Source organism: Caballeronia sp. Lep1P3 (assembly GCF_022879595.1).
In the GTDB taxonomy this organism is placed as follows: Bacteria; Pseudomonadota; Gammaproteobacteria; order Burkholderiales; family Burkholderiaceae; genus Caballeronia.
Genome location: NZ_CP084265.1, coordinates 2,995,315 through 3,007,837 on the forward strand (window position 1 = coordinate 2,995,315; position 12,523 = coordinate 3,007,837).

Genomic DNA, 12,523 nt, shown 5'->3' on the forward strand with positions numbered 1-12,523 from the left:
CGCGCCGATTTGCTGACTCGATTGCGGGCGCGCGAACCGAGGGCCATGCCCTGCGGTTCACTATAAATGCGGCTAAAGAGGTCGTCAGCCGCGCCCATTCTCCGCGCACAGCCGACACCGTTTAGCCGCCCTGTAAAAGGCGGAATGAATGGAATCCATCGGCATCGTCACTCCCCAAACATTGCGTTTCGAAACGCCGCTCGTCCTGCAAAGCGGCAGTTCGCTCGGCGATTACGAACTCGTCGTCGAAACCTATGGCGAGCTCAACGCCGCGCGCTCGAACGCGGTGCTCGTGTGCCACGCGCTCAACGCATCGCATCATGTCGCGGGCGTTCATGCGGACAATCCGAAGGACATCGGCTGGTGGGACAACATGGTCGGGTCGGGCAAGCCGCTCGACACGAACCGCTTCTTCGTGATCGGCGTGAACAACTTCGGCTCGTGCTTCGGTTCGACAGGCCCGATGAGCATCGATCGCGCCACCGGCAAGCCTTACGGCGCGAGCTTTCCCGTGGTCACGGTGGAGGACTGGGTGCACGCGCAGGCGCGCGTCGCGGACCGCTTCGGCATCGAACGATTCGCGGCCGTCATGGGCGGCAGTCTCGGCGGCATGCAGGCGCTCGCGTGGAGCATGATGTATCCGGAGCGGCTCGGGCATTGCATCGTCATTGCATCGACGCCCAAGCTCTCGGCGCAGAACATCGCGTTCAACGAAACGGCGCGCTCCGCGATTCTTTCCGATCCCGACTTCCACGGCGGCGACTATTACGCGCATGGCGTCAAGCCGCGCCGTGGCCTGCGCGTCGCGCGGATGATCGGCCATATCACGTATCTGTCCGATGACGACATGGCCGTGAAGTTCGGCCGCGCGCTGCGCCGCGCCGAAGGCGCGCTCGACGCGTACAACTTCAACTTCGACGTCGAGTTCGAAGTGGAATCGTATCTGCGCTATCAGGCCGACAAGTTCGCCGAATACTTCGACGCCAACACGTACCTGCTCATCACGCGCGCGCTCGATTACTTCGATCCCGCGAAAGCCTACGACGGCGATCTCACGCGCGCGCTCGCGAGCACGCAGGCGAAGTATCTGATCGCGAGCTTCTCGACCGACTGGCGTTTCGCGCCCGCGCGCTCGCGCGAGATCGTGAAGGCGCTGCTCGACAACAAGCGCACCGTGAGCTACGCCGAAATCGACGCGCCGCACGGCCACGACGCCTTCCTGCTCGACGACGCGCGCTATCACAACCTGATGCGCGCCTATTACGAACGCATCGCCACGGAGATCGGCGCATGAACCAGAACACGCTTGATTCGCTCGCGCTGCGTTCGGACTTTCGCGCCATCGCGCGTTGGGTGGAACCGCGCGCGACCGTGCTCGATCTCGGCTGCGGCGACGGCTCGCTGCTGTCGCTGCTTGGCGAAGAACTCGAAGTGAACGGCTACGGCATCGAAATCAACGATGCCGGCGTGCTCGCGTGCGCGCAGAAGGGCGTGAACGTGATCCAGCAGAATCTGGAAGACGGCTTGCGCCTCTTCGAAGACGACAGCTTCGACTTCGCGATCCTCTCGCAAACGCTGCAGACCATTCACCAGACCGCCGCGATCCTGCGCGAGACGGTGCGCGTCGGGCGCGAGTGCATCGTGTCGTTTCCGAACTTCGGGTATTGGCCGCATCGCCTGGCCGTCATTCAGGGACGCATGCCGGTGTCGAAATCGCTGCCGTATCAATGGCATAACACGCCGAACGTGCGCGTTCTGACGATCAAGGACTTCGAGGCGCTCGCGCCGGAAGTGGGCATCGAGATTCTCGATCGCGTGGTGCTGCACGGCGGGCAGTCCATCCGTTGGGGCGCGAACTGGCGTGGTAGTCTTGCGGTCTATCGCGTGAAGCGCCGGTGATGCGTCCCGGCGCATCGCGCATCGACAACGCTTTTCCATCATCGACATGCCCGACACGCCACACGAGGCGCCCGCTTTAACTGCTCACGAAGATCATCCCGGCTGGCGCTCGTTTCTCAACGCGCGCATCCTCATTTGCATCTCGCTCGGCTTCGCTTCCGGGCTGCCGCTTTTCACCCAGTTGAGCCTTTTGCAGGCGTGGCTCACGAAAGAACACATCGACGTCAAGCAGATCGGCCTCTTCGCGCTGCTCGGGCTTCCCTATACGTGGAAGTTCGTCTGGGCGCCGCTGATGGACCGCTACGTTCCGCGTCTGCCGTTCTGGCGGCCCGGCCGACGGCGCGGCTGGATGCTCATCACGCAAGTGTTCGTGATGCTGGCGATTGCCGCGTTCGGTTTCACTTCGCCGCAGCAGAACATCTGGACCGTCGCCGCGATCGCCGGCCTGCTCACGCTTTTCAGCGCGAGTCAGGACATCGCCATCGACGCGTATCGCCGCGAACTGTTGCATGACAACGAGCAGGGCCTCGGCAACGCGGTGCATGTGAACGCGTACAAGATCGCGGGGCTCGTGCCTGGATCGCTCGCGCTCATTCTGGCGAGTCATGCGCCGTGGAAGACCGTCTTTCTCGTGACGGCGGCGTTCATGGTGCCGGGCATCGTCACGACGCTCTTCGTGAAGGAACCGGAGATTCACGGCGCGCCGCCGAAAAGCCTGCGCGATGCCGTCATCGAGCCGTTTCACGAATTCGTCACGCGCGATGGCTGGCGCGCCGCGCTGCTCGTGCTCGGCTTCATCTTCCTGTACAAGCTCGGCGACACCATGGCGACCGCGCTCGCCACCAAGTTCTTTCTCGATATCGGCTTCACGATGACGCAGATCGGCGTGATCGCGAAGACGGTCGCGTTCTGGACGAGCATCGCGGGCGGGATCGTCGGCGGCGTGTTTCTCGTGAAGATCGGCATTGCGCGCGGATTGTGGATCTTCGGCGTGCTGCAGATTCTCGCGACCTTCGGTTTCGCGTGGCTCGCGAAGATCGGGCCGTCGCCGCTCGCGCTCGCCGTGCTGTACGGCTTCGAAACGTTCAGCACCGGCCTCACGCTCGCCACGTTCACCGCGTACATCGCGAGCACCACCGACCCGCGCTACACCGCGACTCAGTTCGCGCTCTTCACGAGCCTCGCCGCCGTGCCGCGCACGCTGGTGTCGTCGGTGAGCGGCTTCATCGTCGCGCAGACGGGCTGGTTCGAGTACTTCATTGTCTGCATCGCGCTGTCGATTCCGGGCATGTTACTGTTGCCGCTGATCGCGCCCTGGAGACCAAAACGATGACGGTGCGGATATCGACCAACCGGCCGCTGCGCGCCGTGCTCTGCGCACTGGCTTTTGCTTCGCTCGCCTCGCCGTGGGCGCGTGCGCAGGACGAAGACCGCGCGCCGCCGCCCTACACCGCGCCGAACAACCAGATTCGCTTCGGCAACACAGCGCTCTTTCGGAATCTCATTCCGCCTGCGACGCTCGAACAACAGTCCGCCGACGAATACGCGCAGATCATCCGCGAGGCCGAGCGCAACAAGCGGCTTCTCGGCGACGACAACGCGCTCGTCAAGCGCGTGCGCGATATCGCGAATCACGAGATTCCGTTCGCGCTCAAGTGGAACGATCGCTCGAAGGGCTGGAAGTGGGAAACGAACGTCGTGCGGTCGAGCGAGATTCGCATGTACTGTCTGCCGGGCGGAAAGATCGTGGTTTATAGCGGGCTGATCGAGAAGCTGCGCCTGAACGACAACGAGATCGGCATGATGATCGGCCACGAGATCGCGCATGCGCTGCGCGAACACGCGCGCGAGCGGCTCGGACGCCAGCAGGCCGCGCAACTGACGGCGGGCACCATGCCGCAGCTTTTCGGCTTCGCGGACGTCGGTTCGACGCCGCTCGGCATCGGCGATCAACTGCTCGCCATGCGCTATTCGCCCGCCGACGAAACGGAAGCCGACGTGATCGGCAGCGAGATCGCGTCGCGCGCGGGCTACGATCCGCGCGCCGCCGTCACGCTATGGAACAAGATCGACACGGCCACGCGCCGCGCCGACAACGGCTTCATCTGGATGCATCCCTACGGGCAGGACCGCAAGCAGGATCTGCTCAAGCGCATGCCCGACATGATGCCGCTGTATGCGAAGGCGATCGGCAAGAGCATCGACGCGTTGCCGACTTACGCGGGCATGGGGCGGTTCAAGAAGAGCGGACCTTAGCGCTTCCAGTCGTAATCGATGGTGAGCGGCGCGTGGTCGCTGAACTTGATGTCGCGGAAGATCGACGTCTGCTTCGCGGTGGCGGCGACTTCCTTCGTCGCGATCTGATAATCGATGCGCCATCCGACGTTCTTCGCATACGCCTGACCGCGATTGCTCCACCACGTATATTGCTCGGGGCGCGAATCGAGCGTGCGGAACACGTCGACATAACCGACGTCGTCGAATAGCTTCGTGAGCCACGCGCGTTCTTCGGGCAGGCAGCCGGAATTCTTCTGGTTGCTCTTCCAGTTCTTGATGTCGATTTCCTTGTGCACGATGTTCACGTCGCCGCACAGGATGACTTCGCGCTCGCTGGAAAGCTGGGCGAGATGCGGCATGAATTCGTCCATGAAACGGTATTTCGCCTGCTGGCGCTCTTCACCGCTCGATCCCGACGGCACGTACACGGACACCACCGAGAGCTTGCCGAAACGCGCTTCCACGTAACGGCCTTCCGCGTCGAACTCCTCGCTGCCGAAGCCGATGATCACGTCGTCCGGTTCATGGCGCGTATAGACGCCCGCGCCGCTGTAACCCTTCTTGACCGCGTGCTGGAAGTAGCCCTGAAAGCCGTGCGGCGCGAGAAACTCGGGCGTGAGATCGTCTTGCGAGCACTTGATTTCCTGCACGCACACGACATCGGCATCCTGCTCGCCGAACCAGTCGAAGAAGCCTTTCTTGGCAGCCGAACGGATGCCGTTCAGATTGGCGGTGATGACGCGAAACATACGCTTCCTTTCTTCTAAGTTTTGGAGTGAGTCGAATCACTCGACCTTCACGCCCGTGAGCGATTCCTTCGCCGGCGGAAATTCGAGCTTCATGCCCTGCATCGTGCGCAAGACGAGTTCGGCGACCATCAGGTTCCGATGCGTCTTCGAATCGCCCGGAATGATGTACCACGGCGCGTAGTCCGTCGAGGTCGCGCCGAGCGCCACCGAATACGCCTGCTGATAGTCGTCCCAGAGCTTGCGCGCGTCGAGGTCGGAGACATCGAACTTCCAGTGCTTCGTCGGATCGTCGATGCGCGCCTGCAGGCGCTTGCGCTGCTCGTCCTTCGAAATGTGCAGGAAGCATTTGACGATGGTCGTGCCCGAATCCGCGAGCAGCGCCTCGAATTCACGAATATGCCGATACCGCCGCTCGCATTCGTCATCGTCGATGCCCTTTTGCACGCGCGGCACGAGCACGTCCTCGTAGTGGCTGCGGTTGAAGACGACGAATTCGCCGGCCATCGGCGCCTGCGCGTGCACGCGCCAGAGGAAGTCGTGCGCGAGTTCGCGCTCGGTCGGCGCGCGAAACGGCACGATGCGCAAGCCGAGCGGATCGACGTCATGGAACACGCCGCGCACGGTGCCGTCCTTGCCGCTCGTGTCCATGCCTTGCAGCACGAGCAGAACGCGCCGGCGACGCTGCGCGTGCAGCTTTTCCTGCAGCTCGTCGAGTTGCGTGCCGATTTCGGTCAGGCGCGCGCGGTCGTCATCTTTCGAACCCGTGGAAAATGGCTTCGCGGAGGAATCCACCGAAGCGATGTCGAACGATTTGAGCTTCTTGCCGCCGTCGAAGGAGGGGACGCGAAAGTCGTCCAGATCGGGTTTCTTTGCCATGTCTTTTTCACCCTTTCCAATGAAAACGGGCTGCTGCCAACCTGAACCGGCAACAGCCCGTGAGTCTTGCTCTCTGGAATCAGCTAGCGATACGACCGCCTCCGCGCCGCCCTGCTCGCTGACTCAGCCAAGCTTCTTTTTCAGCAATTCGTTGACCTGCTGCGGATTGGCCTTGCCCTTGGTCGCCTTCATTGCCTGGCCGATCAGCGCGTTGAACGCCTTCTCCTTGCCCGCGCGGAATTCGTCGACGGATTTCTGATTCGCGGCGAGGACGTCGTCGATGATCGCTTCCAGCGCGCCGGTGTCCGAAATCTGCTTGAGACCCTTCGCCTCGATGATGCGGTCCGCCGCGCCCTCGTCCGTCGCCTTCTCTTCCCAGATCGACTGGAAGATGTCCTTCGCGATCTTGTTGGAAATGGTGCCGTCCGCGATACGCTGAAGCACGAGCGCGAGTTGCGCGGCCGAAACCGGCGATTGCGCGATATCCAGCGATTCGCGGTTCAACTGCGCGGAAACGTCGCCCATCAGCCAGTTCGCGGCGATCTTCGCCTGGCCCGCGCCCGCGTTCGCGACGACCGCTTCGAAATACGCGGCCATCGCCTTCGAGGACGTCAGCACGCCCGCGTCATACGGCGTGAGGCCATACGTTTCGACGAAGCGCTTCTGCATGTCCGACGGAAGTTCGGGCAGTTCGCCTTTAACGCGCTCGATCCACGACGCGTCGATCACGAGCGGCATGAGGTCGGGGTCGGGGAAATAGCGGTAATCGTGCGCGTCTTCCTTGCTGCGCATGGAGCGCGTTTCACGCTTGTCCGGATCGTAAAGGCGCGTTTCCTGAACCACGGTGCCGCCGTCCTCGATCAGCTCGATCTGGCGGCGCACTTCGTAATGAATGGCTTCTTCGAGAAAGCGGAACGAATTCAGGTTCTTGATTTCCGCGCGCGTGCCGAATTCCTTCTGGCCGACCGGACGCACGGACACGTTCGCGTCGCAGCGGAACGAGCCTTCCTGCATGTTGCCGTCGCAGATGCCGAGCCACACGACGAGACCGTGCAGCGCCTTCGCATACGCGACCGCTTCGGCCGCGCTGCGCATTTCCGGCTCGGTCACGATTTCGAGCAGCGGCGTGCCCGCGCGATTCAGGTCGATGCCCGTCATGCCCGCGAAGTCTTCGTGCAGCGACTTGCCGGCGTCCTCTTCGAGATGCGCGCGCGTCAGGTTGACGGTCTTCGAATACGCTTCTTTCCCCGACTTTTCATTGGCCGGAACCTGAATCGTGATCGTGCCGCCCTGCACGACGGGAATCTCGTACTGGCTGATCTGATAGCCCTTCGGCAGATCGGGATAGAAATAATTCTTGCGCGCGAAGATGCTGCGCGGCGCGATGTGCGCGCCGATCGCGAGACCGAAGCGGATCGCGCGCTCCACGGCGCCCCGGTTCATGACCGGCAGCACGCCGGGCAGCGCGAGATCGACGGGACATGCCTGCGTGTTCGGCGCGGCGCCGAACTGCGTGGGCGCGCCCGAAAAAATCTTGGAGACGGTGGACAACTGCGCGTGCGTTTCCAGACCGATGACGACTTCCCACTGCATGTTCACACTCCCGATGCCGATGGTGCCTTGCGGTGCCAGTCGGTCGCGCGCTGGAACGCGTCGGCGACCTGGAGCATCCGGGCTTCGTTGAAATAGTTGCCGACGATCTGCAGACCGACCGGCCGATTCGCGTTCGCGCCGGCGCCGAAGCCGCACGGCACGCTCATGCCCGGAAGGCCCGCGAGGCTGACGGAAAGCGTGTAGATATCCGCGAGATACATCTGCACCGGATCGTCGGTCTTTTCACCGAGATTCCACGCCACCGACGGCGCGACCGGCCCCATGATGACGTCGCACTGCCTGAACGCTTCCTGAAAGTCGCGCGCGATGATGCGGCGAATCTTCTGCGCCTGCAGGTAGTACGCGTCGTAGTAGCCGTGCGAGAGCACGTAGGCGCCCACGAGAATCCGCCTCTTCACTTCCGGCCCGAAGCCTTCGGCGCGCGACTTCTTGTACATGTCGAGCAGGTCCGTGTAGTGCGCTGCGCGATGCCCGTAGCGCACGCCGTCGAAGCGCGACAGATTCGACGATGCCTCCGCCGGCGCGATGATGTAGTACACGGGAATCGAAAGCTCGGTCTTCGGCAGCGACACTTCGACGAGCGTGGCGCCGAGCGCTTCGTATGCCTTCAGCGCGGCTTCGATCGCGGCGCGCACGTCGTCCGCGAGACCCGCGCCGAAATACTCCTTCGGCATGCCGATGCGCAAGCCTTTGAGCGGCTTGGAGGCGTCATCGCTCCAGTTCTTGCCGAGATAGCGCGTGTAGTCTTCGTCGTCGCGCTGCAGGCTCGTCGAGTCGCGCTCGTCGAAGCCGCCCATCGCGTTGAGCAGGAGCGCGCAGTCGGCGGCGGTCTGCGCCATCGGGCCGCCCTGATCCAGCGACGACGCGAACGCGATCATCCCGTAGCGCGACACGCGGCCATAAGTCGGCTTGATACCCGTGATGCCCGTGAACGACGCGGGCTGGCGAATGGAGCCGCCGGTGTCGGTGCCGGTTGCAGCGGGCGCGAGGCGCGCGGCCACCGCTGCGGCGGAACCGCCCGACGAGCCGCCCGGCACGGCCTTCGCGTCCCACGGATTCTTCACCGCGCCGAAGTACGAGTTCTCGTTGGACGAGCCCATCGCGAACTCGTCCATGTTGGTCTTGCCGAGGCACACCATGCCCGCGCGCGACAGGCGTTCGACGACCGTCGCATCGAACGGGCTCGCGTAGTTTTCGAGCATGCGCGAGCCGGCCGTCGACTTCCAGCCGCGCGTGACGAAGACGTCCTTGTGCGCGATCGGAAGGCCCGCGAGCGGACCCGCGTTGCCTTGCGCAATGAGCGCGTCGGCGGCATTCGCCTGCGCGAGCGTGAGGTCGCGGTCCACGCCGATGAACGCGTTCAGTTCCTTCGCGGCTTCGATGCGTTCCAGATACGACTGCGCGAGCTCGACGGCGGAAATCTCCTTCGAGTCGAGCGCGGCGCGCAGTTCGGTCAAGCTTTTCTGATGCATTGCAGTTCCCTGATGAGCGCGGCGGTTCACGCCAGGCGCGAGATCCTTGTTTCGATGCGCGTGCGAACCGCGCTCACTCGATCACCTTCGGCACGAGATACAGCCCGTCCTGCACGGCCGGCGCGCAACGCTGGAACTCTTCGCGATCGACTTGCTCTGAGACTGCGTCGTCGCGCAATCGCAGCGCGACTTCCTCGATCGCGTCGATGGGATGCGCGAGCGGCTCGATGCCCGCGGTATCGACCGCCTGCATCTGCTCGACGAGACCGAAGAAATCGTTGAGGCGCGCGAGCGTCGGTTCGGCCTCGTGCTCGGGCAGTTCGAGCCGCGCGAGATGCGCGATGCGTTTAACGTCGGTCAGGGTCAATGACATGGGATCACCGGAGAAAAACATGAACAACTCCCACGCCAGAAACAGTCGCTGTAACAGAGAGTTACGAAGCTGGCGGAAAGCCGTCGAAGCGGGGCCGAGGATGGCAAAAAGTGCCGTCCTTTTCCTATAGAAACCCCCAAATTATAAGGTATCATTACACGTTCGACTCACATCCGGATCGACCTGTCAGCGGCTTTCTCCCTGTATCAATGCTTTGCGAGAAACGTTTGCGTGGCACGTTCAACTCCGCGGTAGATTTCTGCTCGGATTTGCACTCACGGCGGCCCTTTTCGCCGTCCCGGCAAACCGTTATTTTTTCCGCTGCCGTCCCCGGCGCTCTTAGCGAGGCACGGCTACCCAGCGAGACAGGATTTTTGAATGTTCGGCTTTTTGCGCAGCTATTTTTCCAACGACCTGGCGATTGATCTCGGCACCGCCAACACGCTGATCTACATGCGCGGCAAGGGCATCGTCCTCGACGAGCCGTCAGTCGTTTCCATCCGTCAAGAAGGCGGCCCCAACGGCAAGAAGACCATTCAGGCTGTCGGCAAGGAAGCGAAGCAGATGCTCGGCAAGGTGCCGGGCAACATCGAAGCCATTCGTCCGATGAAAGACGGCGTGATCGCCGACTTCACCGTGACCGAGCAGATGATCAAGCAGTTCATCAAGACTGCACACGAATCCCGCATGTTCTCGCCGTCGCCGCGCATCATCATCTGCGTGCCGTGCGGTTCCACGCAGGTCGAACGCCGTGCCATCAAGGAAGCGGCACACGGCGCGGGCGCGTCGCAGGTCTATCTGATCGAAGAGCCGATGGCCGCCGCAATCGGCGCGGGCCTGCCGGTGTCGGAAGCAACCGGCTCGATGGTGGTCGACATCGGCGGCGGCACGACGGAAGTCGGCGTCATTTCGCTCGGCGGGATCGTGTACAAGGGTTCGGTGCGCGTCGGTGGCGACAAGTTCGACGAAGCCATTGTCAACTACATCCGCCGCAATTACGGCATGCTGATCGGCGAACAGACGGCCGAAGCCATCAAGAAGGAAATCGGCTCGGCGTTCCCCGGCTCCGAAGTGAAGGAAATGGAAGTCAAGGGCCGCAATCTGTCCGAAGGCATTCCGCGCAGCTTCACCATTTCGAGCAACGAAATCCTCGAAGCGCTCACCGACCCGCTGAACCAGATCGTCTCGTCGGTGAAAATCGCGCTGGAACAGACGCCGCCGGAACTCGGCGCGGACATCGCCGAGCGCGGCATGATGCTGACGGGCGGCGGCGCGCTGCTGCGCGATCTCGACCGCCTGCTCGCCGAAGAAACGGGCCTGCCCGTGCTGGTCGCCGAAGATCCGCTGACCTGTGTCGTGCGCGGCTCGGGCATGGCGCTCGAGCGCATGGACAAGCTCGGCAGCATCTTCTCCTACGAGTGACCCCGGCTTCCGGCGCCCGACTATCTGCGCGCCGCCGCGAACGATCCAAGGCACTTTCGCGTAACGCGACGCGCGCACGGCCCGGCATCAGTCCGGGCCGTTGTCGAAACAGCGTAGGGCAGGTTCCGCCACGAGCGACAAAGCCTGCAGCATCATCCACTTGCTCACGCCCTCGGCGCTGACCATGGAATACAGTCCGCCGCCACTCTTCAAGCAAGGCCCCTCCGCGCTCGCGCGTCTCATATTCTTCGTGGTGCTCGCCATCACGCTGCTGATCTCGGACGCCCGCTTCAGTACGCTCGAAATCGTGCGCGGCATGCTCGGCGCCGGCTTGTATCCGTTGCAGCGCGCGGCGCTCGTTCCGCGCGATATCTTCATGGGCGCCGCCGACCTCGCCGTGACGAGCGCCACGCTGCGCAGCGAGAACCGCAAGCTCGCCGACAAGAATCTCGAACTGTCCGTCAAGGCCGGCGATGCCGCGCAATTGAGCATCGAGAACGCGCATCTGCGCGCGCTGTTGAATCTGCAGTCGCGCGCGACCACGCAGACCACGCCCGCCGAAATCCAGTACGACACGCGCGATCCTTTCACGCAGAAGGTGGTAATCGGCAAGGGCTCGCAGCAGGGCATCCAGGACGGCGCGCCGGTCGTCGACGAAGAAGGCGTGATCGGGCAAGTAACGCGTGTGTTTCCGCTTCAGTCCGAAGTCACGCTGCTGACGGACAAGGACCAGGCCGTGCCTGTGCAGATTGCGCGCACCGGGCTTCGCAGCGTGATCTACGGCACGCCGAAGGGCGACACGCTCGATCTGCGTTTCGTGCCGATCAGCGCCGACGTGCAAGCCGGCGATCAACTGGTCACGAGCGGTCTGGACGGCGTCTATCCGCCGGGGCTCGCGGTGGCGAAGGTGCTGCGCGTCGACAAGCAGGCGGACACGGCGTTCGCGCGCGTGGTCTGCGTGCCGGTCGCGGCGGTGCGCGGCGCGCGCCAACTGCTCGTGCTGCATTACAACGTGAACGTGCCGCCGAATCCGATCGAAGTCGAAGCCGCCGCTGCCGCGAAGGAAGCGAAAGAGAACAAGGGCAAGAAAAAGCCCGCGCCGAAGGCGGCAGCCGCCGCGAGCGCGAGCGGCGCGAGCGGTGCAAGCGGCGCAGCGGCAGCCGCGGCACCCGCGAGCGCGGCCACAGCCGCAACGCCCGCCGCAAAGCCGGCGGCAAAAGCTGCCGCGCCTAAAGCGGCGTCCAGCGCAGCGGCGAAACCGGGCAGAAAGGCGCACGCGCCGAGACCCGCATCATCGGGAGCCGCGCGATGAATCGCCCGCAATACATTCTTCAGCCGGTCAATCCGTACTTCATCACGTTCAGCCTCGCCGCCGCGTTCCTGCTGAATCTGGTGCCGTGGGGCCGGCTCGTCGGCGTGCCGGATTTCGTCGCGCTCGTGCTGCTGTTCTGGAACGTGCAGCAGCCGCGCAAGGTCGGCATGGGCATCGCGTTTTTGCTCGGGCTTCTCATGGATGTCCACAGCGCGAACCTGCTTGGCGAGCACGCGCTCGCCTACACGCTCTTGTCCTATGGCGCGATCACCATTCACCGGCGCGTGCTGTGGATGTCGCTGCCGGTGCAGATGTTCGTCGTCGCACCGCTGCTCGTCGGCGCGCATCTCGTGCCGTTCGTCATCCGTCTGATGACCGGCGCCGCGTTTCCCGGCTGGAGCTATCTCGTGAACGGATTCGTCGAAGCGCTGCTTTGGCCAATCGCGAGCTTCCTGCTTCTGATGCCGCAACGGCGCGCAGCCGATCCCGACGACACGCGCCCCATCTGAGCGCTGCTCGCGCGCCGGCT

Annotated in this window: 12 protein-coding genes; 7 read left to right on the forward strand and 5 right to left on the reverse strand. The window is 63.5% G+C overall.

What is annotated here, in order from left to right; all coding sequences use genetic code 11:
* Positions 1-148 precede the first annotated feature (148 nt).
* Genes LDZ27_RS14080 through LDZ27_RS14095 form a run of 4 tightly spaced genes read left to right on the forward strand, consistent with a single transcriptional unit; the run spans position 149 to position 4,155 of the window.
* Positions 149-1,294, forward strand: a complete 1,146-nt coding sequence (locus LDZ27_RS14080) for a homoserine O-acetyltransferase (RefSeq protein ID WP_244814671.1) — start codon at positions 149-151, stop codon at positions 1,292-1,294.
* Positions 1,291-1,899: a methionine biosynthesis protein MetW gene (gene metW / locus LDZ27_RS14085; protein WP_244814672.1), complete on the forward strand. Its 609-nt coding sequence runs from the start codon at positions 1,291-1,293 to the stop codon at positions 1,897-1,899. Before LDZ27_RS14080 ends, metW begins: the two co-directional genes overlap by 4 nt.
* A gap of 46 nt (positions 1,900-1,945) precedes the next feature.
* Positions 1,946-3,232: an AmpG family muropeptide MFS transporter gene (locus tag LDZ27_RS14090; RefSeq protein WP_244814673.1), complete on the forward strand. Its 1,287-nt coding sequence runs from the start codon at positions 1,946-1,948 to the stop codon at positions 3,230-3,232.
* On the forward strand, positions 3,229-4,155 hold the full coding sequence (locus tag LDZ27_RS14095) for a M48 family metallopeptidase (RefSeq protein ID WP_244814674.1): 927 nt from the start codon (positions 3,229-3,231) through the stop codon (positions 4,153-4,155). The genes LDZ27_RS14090 and LDZ27_RS14095 overlap by 4 nt, the downstream gene beginning before the upstream one ends.
* Here the strand turns inward: LDZ27_RS14095 and LDZ27_RS14100 are convergent.
* The 5 genes from LDZ27_RS14100 to gatC all read right to left on the reverse strand — a co-directional run bounded on the left by LDZ27_RS14100 (position 4,152) and on the right by gatC (position 9,260).
* The gene (locus LDZ27_RS14100) at positions 4,152-4,925 is read right to left on the reverse strand and encodes an exodeoxyribonuclease III (RefSeq protein WP_244814675.1); all 774 of its coding nucleotides are present in this window, start codon (positions 4,923-4,925) and stop codon (positions 4,152-4,154) included. The genes LDZ27_RS14095 and LDZ27_RS14100 overlap by 4 nt on opposite strands.
* 36 nt (positions 4,926-4,961) lie before the next feature.
* Positions 4,962-5,801 carry a PPK2 family polyphosphate kinase gene (locus LDZ27_RS14105; RefSeq protein WP_244814676.1) on the reverse strand — a complete coding sequence of 280 codons (840 nt, stop codon included), beginning with the start codon at positions 5,799-5,801 and terminating at the stop codon, positions 4,962-4,964.
* Between the two features lie 123 nt (positions 5,802-5,924).
* Positions 5,925-7,394, reverse strand: a complete 1,470-nt coding sequence (gene gatB / locus LDZ27_RS14110; protein WP_244814677.1) for an Asp-tRNA(Asn)/Glu-tRNA(Gln) amidotransferase subunit GatB — start codon at positions 7,392-7,394, stop codon at positions 5,925-5,927.
* Positions 7,395-7,396: 2 nt separating this feature from the next.
* Positions 7,397-8,887, reverse strand: a complete 1,491-nt coding sequence (gene gatA / locus LDZ27_RS14115; protein WP_244814678.1) for an Asp-tRNA(Asn)/Glu-tRNA(Gln) amidotransferase subunit GatA — start codon at positions 8,885-8,887, stop codon at positions 7,397-7,399.
* 73 nt (positions 8,888-8,960) lie between these two features.
* Positions 8,961-9,260 (reverse strand): Asp-tRNA(Asn)/Glu-tRNA(Gln) amidotransferase subunit GatC, encoded by a 300-nt coding sequence (gene gatC / locus LDZ27_RS14120; RefSeq protein ID WP_244814679.1) that lies wholly within the window; start codon positions 9,258-9,260, stop codon positions 8,961-8,963.
* Between the two features lie 378 nt (positions 9,261-9,638).
* Here gatC and LDZ27_RS14125 point away from each other — a divergent pair, with 378 nt between their 5' ends.
* From LDZ27_RS14125 to mreD, 3 genes are all read left to right on the forward strand, one after another.
* Positions 9,639-10,682, forward strand: a complete 1,044-nt coding sequence (locus LDZ27_RS14125; RefSeq protein ID WP_004189550.1) for a rod shape-determining protein — start codon at positions 9,639-9,641, stop codon at positions 10,680-10,682.
* 184 nt (positions 10,683-10,866) lie between these two features.
* A complete protein-coding gene (gene mreC, locus LDZ27_RS14130) occupies positions 10,867-11,994 on the forward strand; it encodes a rod shape-determining protein MreC (RefSeq protein WP_244814680.1) in 1,128 nt (375 codons plus the stop codon).
* Entirely contained in the window at positions 11,991-12,503 is a 513-nt protein-coding gene (gene mreD / locus LDZ27_RS14135) for a rod shape-determining protein MreD (RefSeq protein WP_244814681.1), read from the forward strand. The genes mreC and mreD overlap by 4 nt, the downstream gene beginning before the upstream one ends.
* Positions 12,504-12,523: the final 20 nt, after the last annotated feature.

Coding starts and splice junctions, on each gene's coding strand:
- LDZ27_RS14080 (WP_244814671.1), top strand. CDS start 149: ATGGAATCCATCGGCATCGTCACTCCCCAAACATTGCGTTTCGAAACG.
- metW (WP_244814672.1), top strand. CDS start 1,291: ATGAACCAGAACACGCTTGATTCGCTCGCGCTGCGTTCGGACTTTCGC.
- LDZ27_RS14090 (WP_244814673.1), top strand. CDS start 1,946: ATGCCCGACACGCCACACGAGGCGCCCGCTTTAACTGCTCACGAAGAT.
- LDZ27_RS14095 (WP_244814674.1), top strand. CDS start 3,229: ATGACGGTGCGGATATCGACCAACCGGCCGCTGCGCGCCGTGCTCTGC.
- LDZ27_RS14100 (WP_244814675.1), bottom strand. CDS start 4,925: ATGTTTCGCGTCATCACCGCCAATCTGAACGGCATCCGTTCGGCTGCC.
- LDZ27_RS14105 (WP_244814676.1), bottom strand. CDS start 5,801: ATGGCAAAGAAACCCGATCTGGACGACTTTCGCGTCCCCTCCTTCGAC.
- gatB (WP_244814677.1), bottom strand. CDS start 7,394: ATGCAGTGGGAAGTCGTCATCGGTCTGGAAACGCACGCGCAGTTGTCC.
- gatA (WP_244814678.1), bottom strand. CDS start 8,887: ATGCATCAGAAAAGCTTGACCGAACTGCGCGCCGCGCTCGACTCGAAG.
- gatC (WP_244814679.1), bottom strand. CDS start 9,260: ATGTCATTGACCCTGACCGACGTTAAACGCATCGCGCATCTCGCGCGG.
- LDZ27_RS14125 (WP_004189550.1), top strand. CDS start 9,639: ATGTTCGGCTTTTTGCGCAGCTATTTTTCCAACGACCTGGCGATTGAT.
- mreC (WP_244814680.1), top strand. CDS start 10,867: ATGGAATACAGTCCGCCGCCACTCTTCAAGCAAGGCCCCTCCGCGCTC.
- mreD (WP_244814681.1), top strand. CDS start 11,991: ATGAATCGCCCGCAATACATTCTTCAGCCGGTCAATCCGTACTTCATC.